Annotated in this window: 21 protein-coding genes and 1 pseudogene; 5 read left to right on the forward strand and 17 right to left on the reverse strand. The window is 61.2% G+C overall.

Annotated features, from left to right (window positions below; genetic code table 11):
- From ACP7BO_RS17560 to ACP7BO_RS17600, 9 genes and pseudogenes are all read right to left on the reverse strand, one after another.
- Positions 1-738, reverse strand: a 738-nt coding sequence (locus ACP7BO_RS17560) for a hypothetical protein (RefSeq protein ID WP_426211738.1), incomplete at its 3' end; no start/stop codon positions are given.
- A 119-nt stretch (positions 739-857) separates the two neighbouring features.
- On the reverse strand, positions 858-989 hold the full coding sequence (locus ACP7BO_RS17565; RefSeq protein WP_426211740.1) for a hypothetical protein: 132 nt from the start codon (positions 987-989) through the stop codon (positions 858-860).
- A 230-nt stretch (positions 990-1,219) separates the two neighbouring features.
- The gene (locus ACP7BO_RS17570) at positions 1,220-2,548 is read right to left on the reverse strand and encodes an MFS transporter (RefSeq protein ID WP_426211742.1); all 1,329 of its coding nucleotides are present in this window, start codon (positions 2,546-2,548) and stop codon (positions 1,220-1,222) included.
- 101 nt (positions 2,549-2,649) lie between these two features.
- Positions 2,650-3,939: pseudogene (locus tag ACP7BO_RS17575) on the reverse strand (MFS transporter); the annotation flags it as partial.
- Positions 3,940-4,001: 62 nt separating this feature from the next.
- Positions 4,002-4,880, reverse strand: coding sequence for an SMP-30/gluconolactonase/LRE family protein (locus ACP7BO_RS17580; RefSeq protein WP_426211744.1), 879 nt, complete (start codon positions 4,878-4,880; stop codon positions 4,002-4,004).
- Positions 4,881-4,948: 68 nt separating this feature from the next.
- The gene (locus tag ACP7BO_RS17585; RefSeq protein WP_060693320.1) at positions 4,949-5,881 is read right to left on the reverse strand and encodes a 3-keto-5-aminohexanoate cleavage protein; all 933 of its coding nucleotides are present in this window, start codon (positions 5,879-5,881) and stop codon (positions 4,949-4,951) included.
- A 171-nt stretch (positions 5,882-6,052) separates the two neighbouring features.
- A complete protein-coding gene (locus ACP7BO_RS17590) occupies positions 6,053-6,841 on the reverse strand; it encodes an SDR family oxidoreductase (protein ID WP_060693322.1) in 789 nt (262 codons plus the stop codon).
- On the reverse strand, positions 6,838-7,560 hold the full coding sequence (locus ACP7BO_RS17595) for a GntR family transcriptional regulator (RefSeq protein WP_426211747.1): 723 nt from the start codon (positions 7,558-7,560) through the stop codon (positions 6,838-6,840). Before ACP7BO_RS17595 ends, ACP7BO_RS17590 begins: the two co-directional genes overlap by 4 nt.
- Positions 7,561-7,645: 85 nt before the next feature.
- Positions 7,646-8,269: a helix-turn-helix domain-containing protein gene (locus tag ACP7BO_RS17600; protein WP_426211749.1), complete on the reverse strand. Its 624-nt coding sequence runs from the start codon at positions 8,267-8,269 to the stop codon at positions 7,646-7,648.
- A gap of 180 nt (positions 8,270-8,449) precedes the next feature.
- Here ACP7BO_RS17600 and ACP7BO_RS17605 point away from each other — a divergent pair, with 180 nt between their 5' ends.
- The 3 genes from ACP7BO_RS17605 (at position 8,450) to ACP7BO_RS17615 (ending at position 11,170) form a co-directional block, all read left to right on the forward strand.
- On the forward strand, positions 8,450-9,586 hold the full coding sequence (locus tag ACP7BO_RS17605) for an NAD(P)/FAD-dependent oxidoreductase (RefSeq protein WP_426211751.1): 1,137 nt from the start codon (positions 8,450-8,452) through the stop codon (positions 9,584-9,586).
- A 28-nt stretch (positions 9,587-9,614) separates the two neighbouring features.
- On the forward strand, positions 9,615-9,992 hold the full coding sequence (locus tag ACP7BO_RS17610) for a RidA family protein (protein ID WP_426211753.1): 378 nt from the start codon (positions 9,615-9,617) through the stop codon (positions 9,990-9,992).
- Between the two features lie 92 nt (positions 9,993-10,084).
- The gene (locus ACP7BO_RS17615) at positions 10,085-11,170 is read left to right on the forward strand and encodes a YkvI family membrane protein (protein WP_426211755.1); all 1,086 of its coding nucleotides are present in this window, start codon (positions 10,085-10,087) and stop codon (positions 11,168-11,170) included.
- A 39-nt stretch (positions 11,171-11,209) separates the two neighbouring features.
- On the opposite strand, the gene ACP7BO_RS17620 is transcribed toward ACP7BO_RS17615, so the two are convergent.
- From ACP7BO_RS17620 to ACP7BO_RS17635, 4 genes are all read right to left on the reverse strand, one after another.
- Positions 11,210-12,277 (reverse strand): ABC transporter substrate-binding protein, encoded by a 1,068-nt coding sequence (locus ACP7BO_RS17620; protein WP_426211757.1) that lies wholly within the window; start codon positions 12,275-12,277, stop codon positions 11,210-11,212.
- Between the two features lie 68 nt (positions 12,278-12,345).
- Positions 12,346-12,735, reverse strand: a complete 390-nt coding sequence (locus ACP7BO_RS17625; RefSeq protein ID WP_426211759.1) for a 2Fe-2S iron-sulfur cluster-binding protein — start codon at positions 12,733-12,735, stop codon at positions 12,346-12,348.
- 19 nt (positions 12,736-12,754) lie between these two features.
- Positions 12,755-14,479: an FAD-dependent oxidoreductase gene (locus tag ACP7BO_RS17630; RefSeq protein WP_426211761.1), complete on the reverse strand. Its 1,725-nt coding sequence runs from the start codon at positions 14,477-14,479 to the stop codon at positions 12,755-12,757.
- The gene (locus ACP7BO_RS17635) at positions 14,472-15,464 is read right to left on the reverse strand and encodes an ABC transporter substrate-binding protein (RefSeq protein ID WP_426211763.1); all 993 of its coding nucleotides are present in this window, start codon (positions 15,462-15,464) and stop codon (positions 14,472-14,474) included. Before ACP7BO_RS17635 ends, ACP7BO_RS17630 begins: the two co-directional genes overlap by 8 nt.
- Before the next feature lie 329 nt (positions 15,465-15,793).
- On the opposite strand from ACP7BO_RS17635, the gene ACP7BO_RS17640 reads away from it, so the two are divergent.
- A complete protein-coding gene (locus ACP7BO_RS17640; RefSeq protein WP_426211765.1) occupies positions 15,794-17,017 on the forward strand; it encodes an MFS transporter in 1,224 nt (407 codons plus the stop codon).
- Positions 17,018-17,403: 386 nt separating this feature from the next.
- Here the strand turns inward: ACP7BO_RS17640 and ACP7BO_RS17645 are convergent, their stop codons facing one another.
- From ACP7BO_RS17645 to ACP7BO_RS17660, 4 genes are read right to left on the reverse strand one after another with little or no spacing between them, the layout of a single operon-like run.
- Positions 17,404-18,426, reverse strand: a complete 1,023-nt coding sequence (locus ACP7BO_RS17645) for an aldo/keto reductase (RefSeq protein WP_426211767.1) — start codon at positions 18,424-18,426, stop codon at positions 17,404-17,406.
- A 43-nt stretch (positions 18,427-18,469) separates the two neighbouring features.
- Positions 18,470-20,260: a dipeptide ABC transporter ATP-binding protein gene (locus tag ACP7BO_RS17650; protein WP_426211769.1), complete on the reverse strand. Its 1,791-nt coding sequence runs from the start codon at positions 20,258-20,260 to the stop codon at positions 18,470-18,472.
- Positions 20,257-21,252 (reverse strand): ABC transporter permease, encoded by a 996-nt coding sequence (locus ACP7BO_RS17655; protein WP_426211771.1) that lies wholly within the window; start codon positions 21,250-21,252, stop codon positions 20,257-20,259. Before ACP7BO_RS17655 ends, ACP7BO_RS17650 begins: the two co-directional genes overlap by 4 nt.
- Before the next feature lie 3 nt (positions 21,253-21,255).
- Entirely contained in the window at positions 21,256-22,275 is a 1,020-nt protein-coding gene (locus tag ACP7BO_RS17660; protein ID WP_426211773.1) for an ABC transporter permease, read from the reverse strand.
- Between the two features lie 309 nt (positions 22,276-22,584).
- Between ACP7BO_RS17660 and ACP7BO_RS17665 the strand changes: the two genes are divergently transcribed.
- On the forward strand, positions 22,585-24,174 hold the full coding sequence (locus ACP7BO_RS17665; protein ID WP_426211774.1) for an ABC transporter substrate-binding protein: 1,590 nt from the start codon (positions 22,585-22,587) through the stop codon (positions 24,172-24,174).
- The last annotated feature ends 61 nt before the right edge of the window (positions 24,175-24,235 follow it).

The raw sequence follows: 24,235 nt of genomic DNA on the forward strand, positions 1-24,235 counted from the left end.
CGCAGTGCTGTAGTCAAATTGCCAACCATTGTCGGGAAGCCCGTCCACCGTCACCCGGCGCAACTGCCCGGAGATGCGCTGAAAAGTCATCACCATCTGCGAGGGGGTATCCGGCTGCAAGGTCAGATGGGTTTGCAAACCTTCGTAGGAAAGTGCCACCACAGTCCGGCCCTGGGCATCGCTGACTTTTTGCAAGTAAGCGGCGTTGCCAATCGAACGCCAGTCAAAACTCAGGGCACTGCCATCGGCTCCCACCAGGGTGCTGACCACCCACAAGCTCGGATGCCCGGCCAACGGAATCAGGCGCTCGGAGGTACCGTCGTTATGCCGCACCCACATCTCCTGACGCTGCACCGTGACCGTCACCACCGGCAAGCGAACGTCCGGGAAGCGCATGCTCTGACCCACAATCTCCCCACGAAAACGCTCGCCGGAATTGAGTTGCAACTGCTGACTGGCCCCGTCCCAGGACGTGGTGCCGAGCATCCAGCCCAGACCAAAGCCCTGATCCTCGGTCATCAAAGGGCTGTAACCGAGGCGCAATTGGCTGATGGGCCCGCGTAAATCGTTGGCGGCTCCGGTGGGCAAGGTCACCGAGGCCGAAAACATGCCGGTGCGCGGATCAACCCCGGCACTGATGCTGCTCATGAAGTTGTAGGCGCCAGAATAAACGTCACCGCTACCAAGCAGGCTGGCTGCAGATCGGGCCTCGGGAATGTGATCAGAAGGGTCAGTCATGCTTGCAACTTCTTGATTTATTGGAAAGAAGTCACAGGATAGAAATGCCGGGTTGCGGCTAACAACGGGCGCACGTTGTAGATGGCATCGCAACAAAACACGCAGGTTAAACGTTTGGTTTACGCACGGGAGCCATGTGCGGGCGAAGCCAACACCACATCAAAAAACGAAGTGATCAAACGACTGGAGCGACGCTCGGCCAGACCGAACAGATGATCCAGGGCGCGATGCAGGGCGCGAGAGGTAAACACTTCACCGGTGCTGCACCGGCATTTACACCAACCGCCCTACCCTGTAGGGGCGAACTTGCTCCGCGATGATCTCAGGCCCACCCCAGTCATTGCACCTGTGCGCGTGGCTTTCAAACAGCTCGCGAGCAAGCTCGCTCCTACAGAGATAGAGACCATTCCCCCTGTAGGAGCGGGCTTGCCCCGCGATGGTCTCAGGCGCACCGCAGTTATCACGCCAGTTCGCGTTGTTTTTACACAGCTCGCTCAACCCCGCCGGGGGCAATCTGCGACCGCACCGGCTCTTGTCCCTGGCGCAAGCGCAGCGCTGCCAAAGCGGCAACCACCAGCACCAGCGCCATTACTTTCAGGCCGTTCACAGCGTCGCCGGTGCTCATTTCGATGGCGCCCATGACCGACGGCCCGACGAAACCACCCAGCAGACCGCATGCATTGACGAAACCCAGGCCGCCAGCCAGTGCAACGCCCTTAAGTCGCGAGGCCGGGTACAGAAAGATGATCGACTGCACCACAAAGAACATCACCGCCGACAGGCAGAAACCCATCAGGCTGAACACTGGCCCCGATACCGCGGCAATCCCCAGCCCCAGCGCCATGGTCAGCAAGCCTGCCACCAGCATCTGCCGCGCGCGCCGGGGGGTGGTCGCGTAACGCGGCAGCCAGACCGCGCCCAATGCCGCCGCGATCCATGGCAGGGAGGTCAGCAAACCAACACTCATGGTGCTCATTTCTCCATACCGGCTGATGATGCCCGGCAGGAAAAAGATCACCGTATACACCGTGATCTGATGGCAAAAATAAACAAAGATCGCCAGCAGGATTTGCTTGTTCAGACACTGTTTCAAGGAGTGCCCGCCTGCCCCTGCGCCCTCCTCGGTCTCCCGGGCAATTCGCTGCTCGATGCCCATCGCCTCTTCAGCACTGAGCCACGTTGCGCTGGACGGACGGTCCGGCAGCTTGCACCACACCACCCAGGCAAACGCCACCGCCGGCAACCCTTCAAGCAGGAACATCCACTGCCAGCCATGCCAGCCCAGCAGCCCGTCCATGCGCATCAATGCTGCGCCCACGGGGCCGCCGATGATGTTGGCAAAACACACGCCCAGCAGAAAATACCCGGTGGCCCGTGCCCGCTGCTCGCGATTGAACCAGTAGGTCAGGTACAGCATCACCCCGGGGAACAATCCGGCTTCGGCAATGCCCAGCAGCAACCGCAACACATAGAACGACGTCTCCCCCTGGACAAAGGCCATGGCCGCCGAGATCAGGCCCCAGGTCACCATGATCCGGGCGATCCAGAAGCGCGCGCCGACCTTGTGCATGATCAGGTTGCTGGGGATTTCCGACAGTGCATAGGTCAGGAAAAACAGCCCCGCGCCCAGGCCGTAGGCCGCTGCCGAGATCCCTAGATCAACATCCAGATGATGCTTGGCCAGGGCGATGTTGGTGCGGTCGAGAAAGCTCAGCACGTAGGCGGCAATCAGCAAGGGCATCAATTTGACGAACATCAGTTTGTTCAGTACCCGCTCATCGCGGGGAGCGGCATGTGGGGCGCTATTCATGGGACGAGCCTCTTGTCGAGCGACATTGGCGCCCCGCCAGCACGGCCGGAGGGCGCATCGGTGTTGTTCTGAAATTCGGGTAGCGCAGGCGACGGTGTCGCACGCTGGCAAAACAGTTGCAGCAGCGCCCCGCCCAGGGCACATCCGGCCATGACCAGGAAACACACGCTGTAGCCATGCAGGCTGGTCCAGCCGCCGCCCATGGAAATCAGGCTGCCCATCAGCACCGGCGCCAGACCCCCACCGATAAACATCGCAGTGGTGATGATGCCGTTAGCCGTGGATATCGCCGAGGGTTCGGCCGAGTCGCAGGCCACCGCGTAATAGATCGGCCACACCGCGTTGGCCACCAGGCCGAACAGCAGTTGCACGACGATGATCAGAGTCATGGTGCTGGCAAAATAAAAGGCCCCGACGCTGACAGCCATCCACAGCCCGCAAATGATCAACGTGATACGCCGGCCGATAATGTCCGACAGCGATGGCCATACCAGCTGCCCGAGAATCCCGGTCAGGGTGAAGACCACGCTCATCCCCGCCGACTCTGCCAGTGACAGCCCGGCAATGTTGTAGAGGTAGGCCGGCAGGGCAATGTTGACGCCCATGTACACCACCTGGGTCAGCAGGGTGCTGCCCGCCGTGAGGGCGATATTGCGATTGCGCAGGGTCGCGACAAACGTGCGCCAGGCATGGCCCTTGACCTGGCTCGGCGGCGCGCTGTCGGGCGCAGTCATGCCCTGGGCGGCGATATCGACGTACAGCTCGGTGATCCGTTGGGCCGTGGAGTAGCGGGCCCAGAAAATCATCAACGGCAAAGCCACGACAAAGGCGAAGAAAAACACATAGCGCCAGTTCTCTTCGCCAAAGGTGCCAATCACAAAGCTGGCGACCAGCCCGCTGAGCATCGCGCCGATCGGGTAGCCGGTGTGGTGTGCGCCAAGGGCAAAACCGCGGCGCTCAACAGGCCACCATTCGGCGGTGTTGCTCACCCCCACCGGCTCGCCCCAGCCGGCGCCGAGGTTGACCCCCACCCGCAGCGCCACAAAGGTTGCCAGGTTGCCACTCAACGCCTTGAACCCGCTGAGAAAGGAAATAGCCGTGTACCCCAGCACCAGCGGCACCTGAAACCGTGCCCGTTTCCAGCCACCGCCGTAGCGGTCGCTCCACATCGAACCCGGTATATCCAGCAGGGCCAGAGCAAGCATGATCACCGTAGCCACGGTGCCCCATTGATCAGCGGACAAATCGAAATTCTTGGAGATGGTCGGCCCCAGACGCAGCACGATCTCGCGATCGTAGGCGTTGAGAATCCAGATCATCCAGCACACCAGCAACGACACCCAGGAATGCCGGTGGATGCTGCGCAGCGATGCTTTTTTTAAGGTAGCCATGGGCCTCTCCAGGCGCGCGAGGGCGCGCACTGACACAAGGTTGCGGAAGGTTGAAAAACGCCCTAGCTGGCGAAGCGGCGCTCGGCGATTCCTTGCACGCCCAACCCGGTAATGGCGAACAGTGCCCCGCGCTGCTGGCCGTCGGCCGGAAAACGCGGCAACGGCGGCCTGGCCATCGAGGTGACAAACAGGGTGTCCAGGTTCGGTCCGCCGAAGGTCAGGCTAGTGACCTTTTTCACCGGCATTTCAAGCACCCGGTCAACCTTGCCGTCCGGGCTGTAACGCACCAGTTGCCCGGCGTAGACCAAGGCCTGCCACAGGCAGCCTTCGGCATCCACGGTGCAGCCGTCGGCCGCGCCACCGCCACGGGTATCAACCTTGGCGAAGGTGCGTCGATTGCTTGCCGCCCCTGTGGCGAGGTCGTAGTCATAGGCCCAGATTTCGCCGGACCAGGTGTCGCAGAAATAGAAGGTTTCTCCCGACGGGCTCCAGCACGGGCCGTTGGACACGATGATGTTTTCATCGAGGGTGTGCAGGCTCAGGTCCGCATCCAGGCGATAGAGCCTGGCGCTGGCACTTTCCTCCAGGGTGTCCATGGAGCCGAACACAAACCGGCCCTGGCGGTCGACCTTGCCGTCATTGAGGCGGTTGTCTGGCAGTCCCGGTTCCGGATCGATGATCAGGGCCAGTTCACCGCTGTGCAGGTCCAGGGTATGCACGCCGTTCTGCAGGGCGACGATGGCCTGCTCACCGCTGTGGCGCAGGGCCATGGAGCCGATTTTCTGGCCCACGTCCCAGGCCCTTAACTCGCGACCGTCAGCGGTACAGCGCAGGATCCGCCCATCGGCGCTGTCGAGCCAGTACAGCCGTTGTTGCCCGACGTCCCACACCGGTCCTTCGCCGAGGGTGGTTTTAACGTCGACGAGTACTTCGATACGCATGGTGTTATCCCTTTTTTGTTGTTGTGCGGGATGGGCATGGCCGCGCCGTGACGCGGCCTGCTCGCGGTTTAGAAGTTGACCTGGTTGCGCCCCTTGAGGCCGAGGATTTCCCGGGCTTCATCCGGGGTTGCCACACGCCCGCCCAGGGCTTCGACTACCGTGCGGATGCGCCGTACCTGATCGGCATTGGACGCCGCCAGTTTGCCGGGGCCGTCCCACAGGGAATCCTCCAGCCCCACCCGGGCATTGCTGCCCATGGACAGGCCCATGGTTGCCAGCGGGATCTGCCCGCGCCCGGCGCCGAGGATCGACCACACATAGTCTTCGCCAAACAGCCGGTCGGCGGTACGACGCATGTGGGCCAGGTCTTCCGGGTGGCCGCCAATGCCGCCGCGCAGGCCGAATACCGACTGGATAAACAGCGGCGGCTTGAGCAGGCCGCGCTCCATGAAGTGGGCAGCGGTATAGAGGTGGCCGATGTCGTAGCACTCGATTTCGAAACGGGTCCGGTTCTCGGCGCAGGAATTGAGGATGTGGGCAATGTCGCGGAAGGTATTGCGAAAGATCCGGTCGTCACTCTCCTCCAGGTACGGACGCTCCCAGTCATGCTTGAACTCGGTGAAGCGATTGAGCATTTCGTACAAGCCGAAGTTCATCGAGCCCATGTTCAGCGAGGCCAGTTCCGGCTTGAATTGCAGCACCGGCTGCAAGCGCTCTTCAACCGTCATGTTCGGCGCGCCGCCGGTGGTGATGTTGATCACCACATCGCTGGCCGCCTTGATCTGTGGCAGGAACTCGGCAAACAGTGCCGGGTCCTGGCTGGGCCGGCCATCGTTGGGGTCACGGGCATGCAAGTGGACGATGGCGGCACCGGCCTGGGCAGCACCGATCGCGGCCTCGGCAATTTGCTGCGCAGTTATCGGCAAGTGGGGCGACATCGAGGGTGTATGAATGGCACCGGTAACGGCGCAAGTAATGATCACGGGGCGTTTTTTGGACATGACGATTCTCCGACTTTTATTCTTATGAAAAAAATCCTGGGTCCTGCGATGCGACGACGGCGCTAAAACCTGTAGGAGCGAGCTTGCCTCGCGAGCTCTTGGATGCCGCGTTGAAGTGCTCGCGAGGCAAGCTCGCTCCTACAGGGGGCAGCTGGTTAACAGGGCTGCGGCCTACAGGTACTCGACATTGCCGTCGACACTGATGGCCTGGCCGGTCACATTGCGGGCGGCGGGCGAACAGAGGAACAACGCCATGGCCGCTACGTCTTCAGCCGTCACCATGCGTTTGAGGGATATTTTGTCGAGGTATTGCTGACGCATCTCGGCTTCAGGCAGCCCGACCTGCTCGGCGCGGGCGCGAATCACAGCGTCCATCCGCGGCCCTTCGACGATGCCGGGAAGCAAGGCATTGACCCGGATGTCACTTTCGCCCAGCTCCGACGCCAGAGATTTCATCAAACCGACGATGGCCCACTTGGTCGCGGCATACGGGGTGCGCCAGGCATACCCGAGGCGACCGGCGACCGAAGCGATATGCAACATGTGGCCGTGGGACGACTCTTTGAGCAACGGTACTGCATGGTGGGCAAAGCGGTACTGCGCCGTAAGGTTGATGTTGATCGTGGCCTGCCACTCGGCATCGCTGATGGCGTCAATGCCACCGGTGGGCCCGGCGATTCCTGCGTTGTTGACCAGTACATCGAGGCCGCCGAAGTGCTCGCGCTGAACCTTGAACACCGCTTCGATCTGCGCTGCGTCACTGACGTCGGCGCGGGTGGCCACAGTCCCCGGGTACTTGTCGCGAAACGCGGCCAGTGCCGGCTCGCTGACATCACAGACATGCACCAGGGCACCGGCTTCCAGGTAGGCTGCCGCCAGCACTTCACCGATCCCGGCAGCCCCGCCGGAAATCAACACACGTAACCCGGGATAGGGCTGCAGCCGCTGTAAGACACTCATGCACGTTTACCTCCAGAAACAGACGACCGCGAAAGGTCGTTCTTGACGAGCAGACGCGCCAGCGAATCGGCGGCCTGCATGATGTCATCGGTCACTGCGGCGCGCGCCCCGCCGCCGTCACGGGCGGCCAGCGCCTCGACGATGCGTGTGTGGGCTTCCATTGAGCGCTGCAAGTGAGCTTTGTCGGGGGCGACCAGGGCGAAACACGGCCCCATGTGCAGCCAGAAATTCTCCACGGCGGCCATGGTCAGTTCTGCCCGGGCCACGGCGTAGATACGCCGGTGAAAGGCGAAGTTGGTCCACAGGTAACGGGACACATCGACTTGATCCGCAGCCTTTTGCATCTGCTGGCAAAGGTCGGAAATTTCATCAAGGTCGACTTTATTCAGCAACAGCACCGCCTTCTCTGCCAGCAAGCCTTCGAGGGCGACCCGCGCATCGCGAATCTCGCGCAGGCGTTCGACCGTCATCATGCGCACCCGCAGACGGGAAGTTTCGGTGACTTCAAAGGCGTTTTCAGCGCTCAGCCGTTGCAGGGCTTCACGAACGGGCATGGGGCTGGAACCCAGAGCCTCGGCCAGCCCGCGGATGGTCAGCTTCTGGCCGGGCTGGAAACGGCCACTCATCAAGGCCTCGCGGATCTGGCGATAGACCTGGTCTTGCAGGGTATCGCGAGAAACCTGGCGCAATGCGGGAATAGGGTTCGGGCCATCTGTCATGAGTCAAAACCTGGGTTGTCGTTCTTATGGCCCTCAATATGTGATCACAAATCAAATATGTCAAATGGTTTCAGAACGGACGAATTCAGCCCTCTGACATCACCACCATCACTTCAGCATCAGCCCCGTCATCGCTTTGAGCCAGGTAAATATGGCCAATAGCACTATTGAAATAGGCGGTCTCGCGACAGCCGATACTGATCCACTCACCGGTCTCGAACTGAATCCGCACGCGGCCGCTAAGGACCAGCGCAAACTCTTGGCCAGGGTGGCGAATGTAGTCTTCGAACTGGGTCAGTTCGCGGGCGAAAATCCGCGCGTACATGGGGGTCATGTTGCGCCCCGGAAAATCCCCGGCCATCGGGTGATAGTCGTAGTTACCGGTGCTGTAACCCGCCGCGTTATCAATCGCGGTGGTCACCACCGTCGGCTGTAACAGACCTGTCGCCGCCCGGGCCGGGCTGAACAGCTGGGCGATATCGACACTCAGCGCGCGCGCCGCTGCGGCGAGTTTTTCGTAGCTGACCGAGACTTGCGCCAACTCCATTTTCGACAAAGTTGACAGCGCCACGCCCGAACGCTCGGACAGCTGTTTGAGGGTCAGTTTCTGGGCTTTGCGGATGGCCCGCAGGCGTGCACCGACCTGGGTCCGGTCGATCAGGGGATGGGGTTGCAGGCTCGAAGCTGAAGGGGCTCGATCGGAACTCATGCGGACTCTCTGTCGTGCAAAAGAAGGTGCGCGGAACGGGGCCCGGGCAGTGGCCGGGATAATAACTCACAGAGAAGGGTTGACCGATAAATTCTCATATCTTACATTTCTCTCATATGAGAATTATGTGACGCAGGAAGATGAACCCCTCCACCGCCCCCAGACAGGAGAGAAGACGGCATGCACGACAATGAGTGTTTCGACTACGTCATCATCGGCGGCGGCATTGCCGGGGCGTCAGTGGCCTATCGTCTGGCCGGACATGCCAGCGTTGCCATCCTCGAGCGCGAGTCCCAGCCGGGCTATCACTCCACCGGGCGCTCCGCTGCCATGTTCATGGAGGCTTACGGAACCCCACAAATCCAGGCCCTGACCAGGGCCAGCCGGGCCTTCTACGAACAGCCCCCAGCAGAATTCACCGAGCATGCGCTGCTGGAGCCCCGCGGCTGCCTGTACGTTGCCAGCCGTGAGCAACAGTCGATGCTCAAACACACCTTCGAAGCCAGCCAGGCCCTCGCTGCCAATGTTGCGCTGCTGGATACCGAGCAGGCCCTGGCCCTGGTGCCGTGCCTGCGGCCGGAGGTAATCGCTGGCGCAATGCACGAAACCGCGGCCCGCGATCTGGACGTACATGCCCTGCACCAGGGTTTTTTGCGGGCCATGCGCCGTGCCGGTGGTGTGCTGCATTGCAACGCCCAATTGAGCACGGCAAGCCGCCGTGACGGTTTTTGGCAACTGCTGCTCAGCGACGGACGACAGTTGCATGCGCGCAACCTGGTAAACGCCGCCGGTGCCTGGGCCGACCAGGTGGCCCACCAGTGCGGTGTCGCGCCTGTTGGCTTGCAGCCTTGCCGACGCACCGCCTTCACCTTCGATGGGCCCCCGCAGCTGGATTTTTCACGCTGGCCCGCGGTGATCGGGATTGATGAAAGCTTTTACTTCAAACCCGATGCCGGCCAGCTCCTGGGTTCGCCAGCCAACGCCGATCCGGTCGCGCCACAGGACGTCATGCCCGAGGAGCTGGATATTGCCACCGGGATTTATCACATCGAAGCCAGCACCACATTGAGTATCCGCCGTCCACGCCACAGCTGGGCAGGCCTGCGCTCATTCGTGCACGACGGCGATCTGGTGGTCGGCTGGGACGACAGCTGCGAAGGCTTCTACTGGCTGGCGGCACAAGGCGGTTACGGCATCCAGTCCGCGGCCGGCGTCTCGCAACTGGCCTGCAGCCAATTGCTCCACCAACCGCTACCTGAAGAGTTACAGCGCCAGGGTGTCGAACCCCGGCTGCTGGCCCCCGCCCGTTTGCGTTAATCATTTATTTGCCAAGAGGTTGCACACCATGTCCGAAGGTCTCAAGCGTTACCCCAGCCACCTGCCCTACCCGTTCTCCAAAGCGATCCGGGTCGGCGACTTCCTGTTCCTCTCCGGGCAAGTGCCTATGACGCCTGAGGGTGAGGTGGTACGCGGCGATATCCGGGTGCAGACCGAAGCCGTGATGGCCCGGATCGGCGAAACCCTGGCCGAGTGCGGCGTGGGCTTTGATCACGTGGTAAAGGCCACAGTGTGGTTGTCGGACATGCAACATTTCAGCGGATTCAACGAGGTCTACAAAAACCGCTTCAACAACGGTTTCCCGGTTCGCTCCACGGTCAGTGCCCAGTTGGCACTGGGGGTGGATGTGGAAGTAGAAGTACAGGCCTGGGTCGGCGCCAGTTGATCCTGACCTGCTGACCGTCAGTGCGATGCCCCGTGGCCACGGACAGTGGCCCGCCCCCAACTGCATAAGAAAAACAATCGAGGGAAATCGTCATGAAAGAAAGTCTGAAGATCGCCGGTGCGTTTGTCGGCGTAATAGTCGGCGCAGGCTTTGCCTCCGGCCGCGAACTGTTGCAGATGTTTGTGGATTTCGGCCTGTGGGGACTGCTCGGAGCCGTGGTCAGTGCCGCGCTCTTCGCCTTTCTCGCAATGGCGCTGACGGGCATGGGCAGCCGGTTGCAGGCAACCTCGCACAAAGACGTGGTCTATGCCATCTGCGGGCGCTACCTGGGTGCCTTCGTCGATCTGATGATTACCTTTTTCATGTTCGCGGTCACCGTGGTCATGCTGGCAGGGGGTGGCGCCTTGCTGGAGCAGCAATTCGCCATCCCGGCAATACTCGGCAGCGTCATCGTGACGCTGATCGTGGTGGCAGTGGTGTGTCTGGATGTACACAAGGTCATCGGCATGATCGGCGCAGCAACGCCGTTCTTGATTCTGACTGCAGTGGCGGTGGCACTCTACGGCGTCGCCAGTCGCGACCTGAGCTTCAGCCAACTCGACCAATTGGCCAGCCGGCAGCCTGCCGGTGCCAGCCACTGGTTGCTCGGGGCCTTGCTGTACGTCTCGTACAACATCGTGGCCGGGGTGCCTATTCTGGCAATCATGGGCGGCGCCGCGAAATCCGAGAAACAGGCCATCCGGGGCGGCATCATTGGTGGCGCAATCCTCGGCTTGCTCATGCTGATCATGAGCCTGGGGCTGCTTTCACGCCTGGACAGCGTGGCTGACCTGCCAATGCCGATGCTGTCCATCGCCACAGAAGTGTCCCCGGCACTGGGCCTGCTGATGGCCGTGATTATTTTCTGCATGATCCTCAACACCGCAGTGGGGACCCTCTATTCCTTCTCCGCCCGCTTGCTGCCGGCAGGCACCCGCAAGTTCCGTATTGGCTCGGTCGCCGCCGGGGTGCTGGCCTTCATTGGCAGCCTGGTCGGCTTCATCAGCCTCGTGGGCCAGGTCTATCCGCTGTTCGGCTACCTGGGTTTTGTGCTGATTGCCGCGGTTTTGATTGCCTGGCTGCGCGCCAAAAGTACAGCAGGCCTGAGCCCCCAGGCGCAGAAAGAATTCGATCAGTGAACAACCGGGAGCGCGCCACGCGCGCCCCCGCCCTCTCCCTCAGTCAAGCACGATCTGGTCCTTAATCGCCCACGCCTGCTGCAACGGCGCAGGGTCGATCCAGCTGTCGAAGTCAAAATCCTGGTCGATAAAGCCTTCGGCCAGCAGAAAGTCCTTTTGCCGACGCAACCCTTCGATATAGATCTCTGACAGTTTCGGCTCGAATGCCAGATGCAATTTGCTGCCGAACGCCAGCAGCACGCTCGCTTCATCAGTGGCGGTTTCAGCGGCGATGGTGGTCAGCACTTGCTGCGGATGCTCCCTGGCCCATTCGTAGGTCTTGAGCAGTACCGCGAGGTAGCGCGCGACGATCTGCGGCGAGTCGATCAGGGTCTGGCGATCGACCGTAACCGGTCGCGGCGAGCCGGCGCTCAGGCGCAGTAACGGGTCCTCCTGCTCATTGATGTTGATGATCGCACGCAAGCCCTGGGCCAGGGCCCGGGCACTGCCCGCACCCTTGATGAAAATGGCATCGACCGTGCCGTTGAGCAGGGCCAGGGTCGGGAGGGCGTGGTGATCTTCGCGGGTTTTGGAGACTTCCTTGAGGTCCCACTCCGGTGCCGCAATGTCGACCCATTCGACGCTCTCGCGTGGCACCCCGCCCAACTGCAAGGCAGTCAGCAAGCCGCGTAAACCTTCGGCGCGCCCGACATCCACCAGATCACCGGCGGCCTTGCGCACCACTCCCAGCTTGCGCCCGCGCAGGTCGGCAACGGTCTGAATATCGCTGTCGCCGCGCACGAATACCTGCTGCTCCTCGTCAACCCAGGTGATCGCCACCACCACCGTGTCCTGGCCCAGGGCACGGGCCCAGATCGGCGGCACGTTGCCGCCTTCACGGAAACTGCCCGCCAGGCTGTGGCGAAAGTGTGACTCGCGCACCTTGCGGTCTTCGCTGGCGCGGATCGAGTCGAGAGTGATGCCCTGGCGGGCAAATTCATTCTGCAACCAGCGTTTGTGCTGGGCGATGCCGGAGGTGGTCGGCACCGGGCAACGGGTGTACCAGATTGCGCTCGGCTGCACGGTCACTTCGGTGTCGGGCAATTCTTTAAGCAGTGCTTCAGACATGGTTCAACTCCTGAGAGGGTTCGCCCGGCGAAAGTGCCTGGCGATGAGCATGCAAGTCCGACAGGCAGTCAGGTGGTTGTTGTAGGAATTCGATTTTCGCTGACAGTTTTGGCTACCCGCGCAGGCTTGACCCTGACCAGGCTGAGCTCGATCACGGTGTCATGCAGGGCCAGCCCGGGCTTGGCCGGTTCGATGCGCATGCCGTCATGCAGGGCCACGGTGCAGGCCAGCCTGACTTCGCCGTCGATACGCATCGCACACAGCTTGCACAGCCCGCGACGGCACGACAGCGAGTAACCGAGGTTGGGCTCGAACTCACGTTGCGCGTATTGCAACGCAGTGCTTACCGAAGCTCCCTCCCAGCTATCAATGCCCAGGCCGAGACCGGCCGGTGGCGGCAAGCGGATATCCAGCGGGCGCAGCTGGCCGTCACGAAACAGCGTCAGGTGGATCAGCATTCAGGGCTCCTCGAAGGGTTCATGGCCGCGCCACCCATGGAAATGTCACTGGCGTGGTACTGCGCAGCAGAGCGCCGCCCTCGAAACGCACCAGCGAGTGATTGAGTACGCCAGTGTCGGCCTGCCGGTGATCGTGACGCTGGTGCGCGCCAATCGAATGAGTGCGCCCGGCAGCCCCCAGCAAGGCCGATTCGATCACCGTAAATGCTGCCTGACACTCCAGTGCATCGCTCCAGTCGCGGTTCCACATCCGATCACGGGTGCGACAGGCCAGTTGCGGCAACAGCGTCGCTTTCAGGTCGGCGAGCAACAGCCGCCCTTCCTCCAGCGCGCTAGCCGTACGCACTGGACCGAGGGCGCGCTCCGCCAGTTGCGAGAGTTTTTCCTTGAGTTCAAAAGGAGCAACCCCGTTGCTGCGCTCGAACGGCGCCACGGTCACGGCGATTGCCTGGTCGCGGTTATCCGCCCGGCGATCAAGGGCCCGGCGCTGCCTGGCATCGCCTGCCGCCGCCTGGCCGGCAATCCGTCCCTGCACCAGCACCTGCGCCCCGGCATTGCCGGACAAACGATTGGCGCCATGCATCGCGCCGGTGACCTCGCCACAGGCAAACAAACCCGGCACCCCGGTGGCGGTGCCAGCATCGACGCGCACCCCGCCCAGGGAAAAATGCGCGGCCGGCGCCACTTCAATCCCGTAGCCCTGCTTGATCCGCTCCACCAGCGGCGTCATGTCGAAACCTTCCCACTGCCAGTCGGCGCTGATCGAACGCGAGTGCGCCGGGAAGTGATCGATGATGTCATTGGGCAGATGCTTCCATGACAGATACACCCCGCCATTGGGGCTGCCACGCCCTTCATGAACTTCGGTGGCGCAGGCTGCCGACACCATGTCGCGGGTCGCCAGCTCCATGCGCACCGGGTCCCAGCGCGCCATGAAACGCTCACCGAAGCGGTTCATCAACCAGGCATGCACCCCGCTTTGCGGGCCCAGAATCCACGGGAACTGCAAGCCGCGCCAGATGGCTGGGGCCGCCAGGCAACAGGGCAAAAACTGCATCATTTCCATGTCGATCAGGGTTGCACCGGCTTCCACTGCCATGTGTTGCCCTTCCCCGGACAACTCCTCGGGGGCGGTACGCAAACTCCAGTTGGATGTCGCGCCACCCGTGGCCAGGACCGTGCTGTGGCCATAAATGCTCTCGACCGCTGCGCTGCGCCGGTCCAGCCCCAGTACGCCGACCACGGCACCTTCGCGACGGAGCAACTGGGTGGATTGGAAATCTTCGCGAAAACTCACCCCGGCCTGCTGGGCAATCCGGGTCAGGGCCCGCTGCATGTCGACGCCGCTGATGTGCACGCCGCGTCCGCTACTATGCCCGGGGGCGCGCCGGTTCACGGTGAACTTGATGCCCCAGTCGATCAACCGGCGCATCTCGGCGCCGATCCCGGTGACCATGCTCTGCACCAGATGCTGGTCATTGAGCCAGGAACCGGCGGCGATGGTGTCATGTAAAAAACGCTCCTGGGTGTCGCTGGCATCAGCCTCAAGACCGATGGCCACCAGGCTCTCGCCGGCAATCGAAACCCCGCCGCCGGAAGTAATGGTCGCACCGCTGCGCCCGACCAGGCCCTTGTTCACCACCAGCACCGAAGCGCCTGCCTGGCGGGCATGAAACGCGGCCACCAGACCTGCCGCGCCGCCACCGAGCACGATGACGTCCCAGATTGCCGAGGACTCAGGCATAGACCCAGTCCTCAAGAGAGAAATCGGCGTCGATAAAACCTTCCGCCAGCAAAAAACCCTTGAACGAATTGATCGCCTGCAAACCTGGCGCATCGATAGAGGTGCTGAATTTCAAATGCAGATCCGGGCCAAACGCCCCTTGCACTGCCTCCTCCGAGACACCTATTTCCTGGGCGACAAAGCGCAGGGTCTGATCCGGATTAACGGCTGCCCATTGCGCAGCCTCATCCACCGCGCCCAGCAGCGACTGCACCAGATCCGGACGTTCGCGCGCGAGGGTGCCATCCACCGTCAACAAACGCGGCGTGCCGTTATTGATGCGAATTGCCGGGTCGGGATGCGCACCGGTCTGGCTGAGAATCAGTGCATTGAATTGATGGGCGATGCTCAAGCCCTCAGCGCCCTTGACGAAGAAGGCATCGATCTGGCCCTTGATCAATTGGCTGATTTCGTTGGCATAGGGCAAGCGGCGCAGCAGTTGCGGCGGATAGCCCGGTGTAGTGCTGCCCAACTGCGAAGCGCAGGTAGCGACATCGACAAACTGCACCGAGTCGCGGGCAATCCCGGCCACTTGCAGAGTCGACAGCAACCCCTTGAGTGAGGTGGCGCGCTGGAAGTCAATAAGCCCCGGCGGTTGGCGCGGCAGGCCCAGACGTTTGCCCGCCAGTTCGTGAACATGGCGCACGCCGGAGGATGGCAGCGTGATGACTGCCTGAAACTCATCGATCCAGTTAATTCCGATCAGCCGGGTATCGCGGCCACTGGCACGGGCATGGATCGGTGGAATGTTGCCGCCCTGGCGAAAGGACCAGGGTTGCGAATGATCAAAATGGCTGGCGCGGACTTTTTCGTCCGCCGAACTTTGCAGCGATTGCAGCCCTACCGCTTTGTGCGCCAGCGCAGACTCCAGAAAGCCCAGTTTGACGGCAAGCCCCAGAGGCGTCGGCGTCGGGCAACGGGTATACCAAAGATTGAGATCAGCCATAAAAGTCCGCGATTGAATAAAACCCGGGCCATAAAAGATCGCAGCGCGTCGCCTCTAAAGACAACGATCTTAAATAGCAAAAATAATAGTAATGGCGGACGTGGTCGCACGACATTGATTAAAGCGCTGCAACTTTCTACTGGCAGCCATTAAAGTATCAAACGCCCCGTGCGAGGTGCAGCGAGTGTAAGGCAAAGTTATTTAAGTTACATAGATCATTAGGTTCTGAGTTTATGACTGTATACGGATTGACAGTGCCCGGTGCATTGCGCAGATTACGTCGCGCTTTAAGCCCCCCCGCCCTGTTTATTTATGGATACAGCCGCGCCATGTCTGCTCTTACTTTATGGCTTAATAACTTTACGCCGTTGCACTCTGCTCATACCCGGACTTACCTCAGTGGCCAGGCCGTCTCCATGATCGGCATCTGGCTGCAGCAAACGGCGATGGCACTGCTGGTCTATCAACTGTCTGGCGGGCAGGCGTTAGCATTGGGGATCAGCGCCTTGTGTTCCAGCCTGCCGATTTTGCTGTTCAGCATGTTTACCGGCGCCCTGGCAGACCGCTATGACCGGCGCAAACTGCTGATCGGTTGCCACCTGGTGGAAATAGTCCTGACCTGCGTGATTGCGGCCATGATCCAGGCCGGCCAGGTACAACTGACCCATATCTTCGTGTTCGCGTTCCTGATGGGCTGCGTCAACTCGGTGTATTTCCCCACCCAGCAAGCGTTCCTGTTTGATCTGGCGGGCATGGACAACATCCGCAAGCTGATCAGCATCAACTCGATGATTCTTAATGTCTGCCGCACGTTGGGGCCGACCCTGGCCGGTTATCTGGTGGCCCGGATCGGCATGTCGGCGGCCTTCTGGGCCAACGGTCTGTCGTACTGGATGGTGATTTACTCATTGATCTCACTGCATGCCGTACGCCAGGGGCGACCGAGCGCCCACGACAAGGTCTCGCTCGGCGAAGCGGTGGCGCACATTGGCCAAACCCTGACACTGCGCAATATCTACATTTGCTGCGCCACCCTGACCATGTTCGGCCTGGGCACCCTGGCGCTGTTACCGGCGGTGGCCCACGGCGACCCGCGCCTGACCGGGCTGCTGCTGGGGGCGGCGGCGGCCGGTTCGCTGGTCTATGCGTTTTTCCTGTCGCCGATAATCAGCCATATCCAGCGCATGGGGCTCACGCTGTCATTGACGCTGATCTGGATGGGCGCCTGGCTGGTGGTTTCGGCGCTGAGTGACGTGCTTTATGTGCAACTGGGAGCGCTGTTCATGTTCGGCCTTGCCACCTCACAGGCAATGGTGACCTGTACCAGCATGGTGCAGATACTGTCGCCGGTGGCCATGCGCGGTCGCCTCATGGGTTTGTTCAGCATCATCGGCTTTGGCCTGCAGCCCTTGGCCACCCTGATTGCCGGCTATATAGCCGACCGCGTGGGAGTGGCCACCACCATCGCCTTGTGGGGTCTGGTGGCAGTCACGATTGCGAGTTTGCTTTTGGCACAATCGCAGTGGCGCAACTGGAACCTGGCGAAAGACTGACGCGGTCATCGCAAAACCGGCCAACGCCGATCCACAGGATTTACGATCGCTGCGCAATCGATCTACAACGGATTGCCCCCCCCCTGTAGCAGCTGCCGAAGGCTGCGTCCGGCGACGCAATCGTCGCAAGACCGGCCAACCCCGATCCACAGGATTTACGATCGCTGCGCAATCGATCTACAACGGATTGCCCCCCCTGTAGCAGCTGCCGAAGGCTGCGTCCGGCGACGCAGTCGTCGCAAGACCGGCCAACCCCGATCCACAGGATTTACGATCGCTGCGCAATCGATCTACAACGATTGCCCCCCCCTGTAGCAGCTGCCGAAGGCTGCGTCCGGCGACGCAGTCGTCGCAAGACCGGCAACCCCCGATCCACAAGCTAGCTCCTACACCCGCGATTTACGCCCGGCAAACGGGTGGCTAGGGTCGTTGTAGCCCGGCGTCGAGGAGTGGCCGGTGATGACCAGGTCATCGATAAAAGCTTCATCCTCAGCAGTAAAGGCGTAGTTCAACGCCGGAACGTAGTCGTTCCATTGCGCCTCCGTGCGCGGCCCGGCTATCGCAGAGGTGATCAGTTTGTTGTTCAGTACCCACGCCAAAGCAAACTGGCCCGGGGTGATGCCTCGCGCTTCGGCGTGTTCCTTGACCCGCTGGGCCAGGTTCAACGATTCAGGTCGCCATTCGGTCTGCTGCAGACGTTTATCGTTACGGCCGGCACGGGTGCCTTCGGATGGCGGCTGCGACGGATCGTACTTGCCGGTCAGTACGCCACGGGCCAGCGGGCTGTAGGACACAACGCCAATCCCGTAGTACTCGGCAGCCGGCAAGTGCTCATTTTCGATCTGACGGTTGGCCAGGTTGTACAGCGGCTGGCTCGCCGAGGGGCGTTCTATGCCCAGCAGGTCGGCAGTACGGCTGTATTCGGCGAGTTTCCAGCCCCGGTGGTTGGACAGCCCGTAGGAACGGATCTTGCCCGCACGGATCAGGTCCGACAGCGCCCGCAGGGTCTCTTCCACCGGTGTGCTGTGGTCTTCGCGGTGCAGGTAGAACAGGTCGATGTAGTCGGTGTTCAGACGCTTGAGGCTGGCATCCACCGACTGAATAACGTTATGCCGCGAAGCACCGCGGTCATTCGGCCCTGTGGCTCCCGGGTTGGGGTTGACGAACTTGGTCGACAGCACCCAGTGCGAGCGGCGGTCGGCAATCAGCCGGCCCACGGTTTCCTCCGACGCGCCGCCGTTATAGCCGTTGGCGGTGTCGATGAAGTTGATTCCCTGCTCATGGGCCTTGTCGACTATCCGCGCGGCCACGCTGTCTTCGGTCTGCCCGCCAAACATCATGGTGCCCAGGGTGATGGGCGAAACCTTGATCCCGTTGCGGCCCAGATTGCGGTACTCAATTGTGCTCATGTTCACTCCCCTGATGGTCTTTGGTTGATTTGTAACAACATCACTAGATCGCAAAACGCGACAACAGCATGGCCACCGGCAGTTCATGCCAGGCCGAATCGGTATAGGGCACCGACTCTTCGTCGGCAACCGGGTAGCGCGGCACCGGTACGGAACCGATGAGCTTTCGGGTGTAGGCGTGGCGGGCGTTTTTCCAGATCCCGTCGTGGGCACCCTCCTCGACGATTTTGCCGTCATGCATCACCAGTACCCGGTCAGCCATGTACTTGACCACCGACAGATCGTGCGAGATGAACAGGTAGGACAAGCCGAATTCGTCCTTGAGCTCGGCAAGCAGATTCAGAATCTGCGCCCGCACCGAAACATCCAGTGAGGACACCGCTTCGTCGAGGATCACCAACGATGGCCGCAAGATCAACGCACGGGCAATACCGATGCGCTGGCGCTGGCCACCGGAAAATTCATGGGGGTATTTCCACACCGCCGACGGAGGCAGGCCGACCCGGGCAATGATTTCCAGGATGCGCTGGCTGCGCTGTTGTGCCTCTTTGATGCCGTGGTTTTTCAGCACCCCGTCGAGGATGCGGTACACGCTGTGCTTGGGGTTGAGCGAGCCATAAGGGTCCTGAAATACCATTTGCACAAAGGGTCGGTGGGCGCGCAGCTGCTTTTCACTCAACGCGGCGATATCGATGCCATTGAGGAAGATTTCCCCGGAACTGGCACGTATCAGGCCCAATATGGTTTTGCTCAGGGTCGACTTGCCACATCCGGACTCCCCCACCAGCCCCAGGGTTTCACCCGGCCGGATCCGCAACGACACGTCATCCACCGCCGACACCAGGCCCTGGCGGGTCTTGTATTCGGTGCGCAGGTTGCGCACTTCCAGAATCGGCGGTTGCACCGGGTCGACAGCCTGTTCATGGGTCTTTGGCGGGCGTGCAGTGCTGTGCAGCTCAAACTGGATGAGCCCGCCCTCACTGCGCCGCACATTGATTTCCGGCAGCGCGGCACTGGCGTAATGGAAGTCGCTGTCCAGGCGCAGCGAAGCCCCCAGCAAGCCTTGGGTGTAAGGGTGTTGCGCCGCGGTGAAGATCGCTTCGGTACTGGCGCTTTCGACGATCAGCCCGTCGTACATGACCGCCACCCGGTCCGCCCATTGCCCCACCACGCCAAGGTCGTGGGTAATCAGCAGCACACCCATTGCGTACTCTTCGCTCAGCTCCTTGAGCAACTGCAGAATGTGCGCCTGAACCGTCACGTCCAGCGCCGTGGTCGGTTCGTCGGCGATCAGCAGCCGCGGCTTGCAGGCCACGGCCATGGCAATCATCACCCGCTGACGCTGGCCGCCGGACAGGTTGTGGGCAAAGTCATCCAGGCGCGCCGCGGCATTGGGGATACGGACCTTCTTGAGCAAGGCCAGCGATTCGGCACGGGCCTCTTTGCGTGACAAGCCGCGATGGCGGCGCAGCACTTCACCGATCTGCTCACCGATGCTCAACACAGGGTTCAGTGAGGTCATGGGGTCCTGAAAGACCATGGAAATATCGTTCCCGCGCAGGCTGCGCATGGTCGGGTCGCTGACCCCTGACAGGTCCAGGCCGTCAAAATCGACACGCCCCGAGAGTTCGGCGCGACCGCCCAGCAAGCGCATGATCGCCATGGCTGTGGTCGACTTGCCGCACCCCGACTCCCCCACCAGCGCCAGGGTTTCACCCCGGGCCACCTGGAAACTCACGCCTTTGACGGCCTGATAATCGCCATAGTTGACCCGTAAATCAGAGACGTTAAGCAAAATCCGGCGATGATCATCAAGGTCGGCTACAGCATTCATGCGGTTCTCCCGCGCAGTCGTGGATTCAGGGCACTGATCAGGGCGTCGCCCGTCAGGTTCAGACTAAAGACAGTGATTACCAGCGCCAGCCCGGGAATGGCCGTGAGGTACAGCGCGCTGCGCAACATGTCGCGGCCGCTACCGATCATGCTGCCCCAACTGATTTTGTTCGGGTCGCCAACCCCCAAAAATGACAGCGACGACTCGGTGAGGATTGCCGAGGCCACAATCACCGAGGCCGTAATGATGATGGGCGCCAAAGCGTTGGGCAGCACTTCGCGAAAGATGATCCAGCGCGTGCTGTAGCCGACACTGCGGGCAGCCAGTACGAAATCTGCACCGAGCAAGGCTCGAAACTCGGCACGCACCAGGCGCGCCACCGTGTCCCACGAGGTAAGACCGATAACCACGGCGATAATCCCCACGGTCGACTGGGTAATGGAAACCACAACCACCACCAGTAAAAACGATGGAGTGGTCTGGAATATCTCGATCAACCACGTCAGCACCCGGTCTGTGCGACCGCCGAAATAGCCTGCCAGGGCACCGATCAGGGTTCCGATCAACACACTGACCAGTGCGGCGGTGATCCCCACCAGCAGCGACACCCGCGCCCCATGCACGATACCGGCCGCCAGATCGCGGCCCAGGGCGTCGGTGCCCAGGGGAAATTCCCAGTCTTCACCCGGCGCCAACAACGGCTGGGCAACCATGTCCAGCGGGTCGCCGGGGTACCAATAGTTGGCGCTCAACGCCATCAGCAGCACCAGCAGCAGCACCGTCAGCCCCACCACCGCGCCCGGCGCACGCAACAGTGCACGGGCCACCGGCCAGTTGCTGTGCGCAACAGGCACATACTCCTCGGCCTGCAATTGCCCACGGCGCCCGCCCGGGGCCCAGCGCCCGAGCAAAACACTGCCCAGTTGCTGGCGCCAGCCATTAAGCGCCGGGGACGAAAGATCGAGGGCGGTGCCCGGGGTATCAATACTCATGGCTCAAGCCCCCTTCAACCGGGCCGCGATGCGCGGGTCCAGCCGCGTATGCAGCCAGTCCACCAGCAAATTGGCGAGGATCACGATAAACGAGGACAGCAGCAGGATGCCCAGCAGCACCTTGTATTCACGGGCCTGTACGGCTTCCAGGGTCAGGCGGCCGATGCCCGGCCAGCCAAACACCGTTTCAACCACAGCCGCGCCACCCAGCAGACCACCCAGATGCGCGCCGACCACCGTGGTTAACGGCAGCAAGGCGTTGCGCAGCACATGTCGCCAGGTGATGCGCCATGGCGACAAGCCCTTGGCCCGGGCGGTGCGCACATAATCCTGAGTCAGCACTTCGAGTACAGAAGCGCGGGTTAGCCGGGCGTAGATGGCGACGAAGAAACTGGCCAGGGTCAGTGCCGGCAAAATGGCGTAGCGCAGCTTGTCGACAAATTTGTCGACCCCCGCCAGCCCCGCACCGATGGTGCCGTCGCCGCCCGCCGGCAACCAGTCGAGCTTGACCGCAAACAGTACGATGGCCATCAGCCCGATCCAGAATCCCGGCGTCGAGTACAAAACAAACACCACCGAGGACAGGACCCGATCCGGCCATTTGCCTGCCCACAGGGCCATCACCACCCCCAGGCTGACTCCCGCTGCGAGGGAGATCCCCAGGGCCAGGCCCATCAGCAGCAAGGTGTTGGGCAGGCGCTGGCTAATTACGTCCAGAACCGGAAGGCCATACCGCGGCGAATCCCCCAGGCTCAGGTGCGCCAGTTGGCCGATGTAATCACCGAACTGGGCCAGCGATGACTTGTCCAGCCCGTATTGCTGACGCAACAACTGGGTGGTTTCAGCGCTGGCCGACCCGGCTTCAGCGACCAGCGCATCCACCGCATCACCTGGCACCATCTGCAACAAAATAAAGTTAAGAACAATCACCCCGGCAGCGGTAGGCAAGGCACGGACCAGAGGCCCTCGAAAGCCCGATTTCAGAAGCCGGGTCAAACGCTGATAAAGAGTACGGGTCAGCATTAAGTTCTCTGCAAACACAATAAATTAAAAGGGGAACTGTTTTAACGGCGAACACTAATACAGTAATTTGCGCCCTCTAACACTGACAAAAAAGTTCTAAACTTATTATCACTTTGGGTATTGAAACTGCACTTAACGTTATAACCATTACCCTTGAACAAGATGAAAAATATCCGTTAGGCTCGCGTCTCTGTTCTGAACTCAACAGAACAGCCCTTCACCACCACACTAATAAAACGCCTCGTTTAGTTCTAACCATAGAACTGAATGCGTGCGTCTTCTTATTACTTGTTTTGCGAAAGGTGCTGCATGTCGATTTCCAGAAGGCGTTTTATCAAGGACTCCATGATTCTGACGGCGGGGGCCGGTCTGCTGAACCAGGCATCCGGGGTATTCGCCGCTGTCGACGGCAAACAGACGCTGGTCGTATCGCAATACCCGGAACCGTCCATTCTGACCAATGCACTGACCACCGACGGCACCATCTATACCGTGACCAGCAAGGTGTTCGACGGCCTGCTGTCCTATAACGACAAGCGCCAACCAGTGCCGCGCCTGGCCACCGACTGGCAGGTCAGCGCCGACGGCCTGGTCTACACCTTCAACCTGCGTCCCGGGGTCACCTGGCATGACGGCCAGCCGTTCAGCTCGGATGACGTGGCGTTTACCCTGGAAAACATCTGGCGCAAGTTCAACTCGCGCGGCATCACCACTTTTGCCCCGGTCAGCGAGGTCCAGACGCCGACGCCGCTGCAGGTGGTGCTGACCCTGTCGACACCGGCCCCTTATTTACTGGCCGCGCTGTCATCGACCGATGCTCAGGTCTTGCCCAAACATTTGTATGCCGGCACTAACCCGCTGACCAACCCCTACAACATCAAACCGGTCGGCACCGGCCCGTTCAAGTTCGAGCGCTGGGATCGCGGGGTGTCGATCAATCTGGTGCGCAACGCGCAGTATTGGGACACCGGCAAGCCGCACCTGGACGCCGTTATCTTCCGCATCATTCCCGATCTCACCGCTGCCTCGGCCGCCCTGGAAACCCAGGCGGTACAACTGGCGTCCGTGGCCCTGAGCAACGTCAAGCGCCTGCGCGGCATCAGCCAACTGCAAGTCAGCGAAATCAGCGCGCCCTATTCACCCGGGCTGGTCGGGCTGGAGTTCAATCTGGAAAAACCGCTGTTCCAGGACCTGCGGGTGCGCCAGGCTTTTGCCCATGCCATCGACCGTGATTTTGTGGTCAAGAACATCTATTTCGGCTTTGCCCAACCGGCCTACAGCACCATCCCGCCGGGCATGAGCGACTTCTACAACGACAACGTGCCGCGCTACCCCTTCGACCTGAAAAAAGCCGAAGAGCTGCTGGAAGAAGCCGGCCTTGTCAAAGACGCTAATGGCGTGCGCCTGACCGTTTTCAACGACCCCAACCCGGCCAGTGAAACCCTGCAAATCGCCCATTACCTGCGCAGCAATCTTGCCAAAATCGGGGTCAAGCTGGTGATCCGCTCCCAGGACTTCCCCGAATACGTGAACCGGGTCTATACCCGCCGCGACTTCGACACCACCCTGATCAGTGCCACCGCAGGCCCCGACCCGGTGATGGGTACGCAGCGGTTCTATTACTCGAGCAATTTCAAACCCGGCATCGCCTTTTCCAACGGCGCCCGCTATGCCAATAAACGGGTGGATGAACTGCTGGACCTGGGCCAGTCCGAGGTCGACCCGCTCAAGCGCAAAGCCTGGTACGACGAGTTCCAGCAAATCGTGCTGACCGATCTGCCGAAGATCCCCATCGTGTCGCCGACTGTCGTGGTGGTCACCCAGAAACAGCTGAAGGATTTTTTCAACTCCTCGGAAGCGCTGTACGGCAACTTCGCCGATGCCCGTTATCAGGCCTGAACGCCAGCCAGCCTCCGTGGGAGCGGGCTTGCCCGCGATTAAGATGACCCAGGCCTGAATG

It is taken from the genome of Pseudomonas sp. TWR2-1-1 (assembly GCF_049897045.1).
Lineage (GTDB): Bacteria > Pseudomonadota > Gammaproteobacteria > Pseudomonadales > Pseudomonadaceae > Aquipseudomonas > Aquipseudomonas versuta.

Bases quoted from the DNA above. Each gene is read 5' to 3' on its own strand.
- ACP7BO_RS17570 (WP_426211742.1), bottom strand. From the start codon at position 2,548: ATGAATAGCGCCCCACATGCCGCTCCCCGCGATGAGCGGGTACTGAAC.
- ACP7BO_RS17580 (WP_426211744.1), bottom strand. From the start codon at position 4,880: ATGCGTATCGAAGTACTCGTCGACGTTAAAACCACCCTCGGCGAAGGA.
- ACP7BO_RS17585 (WP_060693320.1), bottom strand. From the start codon at position 5,881: ATGTCCAAAAAACGCCCCGTGATCATTACTTGCGCCGTTACCGGTGCC.
- ACP7BO_RS17590 (WP_060693322.1), bottom strand. From the start codon at position 6,841: ATGAGTGTCTTACAGCGGCTGCAGCCCTATCCCGGGTTACGTGTGTTG.
- ACP7BO_RS17595 (WP_426211747.1), bottom strand. From the start codon at position 7,560: ATGACAGATGGCCCGAACCCTATTCCCGCATTGCGCCAGGTTTCTCGC.
- ACP7BO_RS17600 (WP_426211749.1), bottom strand. From the start codon at position 8,269: ATGAGTTCCGATCGAGCCCCTTCAGCTTCGAGCCTGCAACCCCATCCC.
- ACP7BO_RS17605 (WP_426211751.1), top strand. From the start codon at position 8,450: ATGCACGACAATGAGTGTTTCGACTACGTCATCATCGGCGGCGGCATT.
- ACP7BO_RS17610 (WP_426211753.1), top strand. From the start codon at position 9,615: ATGTCCGAAGGTCTCAAGCGTTACCCCAGCCACCTGCCCTACCCGTTC.
- ACP7BO_RS17615 (WP_426211755.1), top strand. From the start codon at position 10,085: ATGAAAGAAAGTCTGAAGATCGCCGGTGCGTTTGTCGGCGTAATAGTC.
- ACP7BO_RS17620 (WP_426211757.1), bottom strand. From the start codon at position 12,277: ATGTCTGAAGCACTGCTTAAAGAATTGCCCGACACCGAAGTGACCGTG.
- ACP7BO_RS17625 (WP_426211759.1), bottom strand. From the start codon at position 12,735: ATGCTGATCCACCTGACGCTGTTTCGTGACGGCCAGCTGCGCCCGCTG.
- ACP7BO_RS17630 (WP_426211761.1), bottom strand. From the start codon at position 14,479: ATGCCTGAGTCCTCGGCAATCTGGGACGTCATCGTGCTCGGTGGCGGC.
- ACP7BO_RS17635 (WP_426211763.1), bottom strand. From the start codon at position 15,464: ATGGCTGATCTCAATCTTTGGTATACCCGTTGCCCGACGCCGACGCCT.
- ACP7BO_RS17640 (WP_426211765.1), top strand. From the start codon at position 15,794: ATGTCTGCTCTTACTTTATGGCTTAATAACTTTACGCCGTTGCACTCT.
- ACP7BO_RS17645 (WP_426211767.1), bottom strand. From the start codon at position 18,426: ATGAGCACAATTGAGTACCGCAATCTGGGCCGCAACGGGATCAAGGTT.
- ACP7BO_RS17650 (WP_426211769.1), bottom strand. From the start codon at position 20,260: ATGAATGCTGTAGCCGACCTTGATGATCATCGCCGGATTTTGCTTAAC.
- ACP7BO_RS17655 (WP_426211771.1), bottom strand. From the start codon at position 21,252: ATGAGTATTGATACCCCGGGCACCGCCCTCGATCTTTCGTCCCCGGCG.
- ACP7BO_RS17660 (WP_426211773.1), bottom strand. From the start codon at position 22,275: ATGCTGACCCGTACTCTTTATCAGCGTTTGACCCGGCTTCTGAAATCG.
- ACP7BO_RS17665 (WP_426211774.1), top strand. From the start codon at position 22,585: ATGTCGATTTCCAGAAGGCGTTTTATCAAGGACTCCATGATTCTGACG.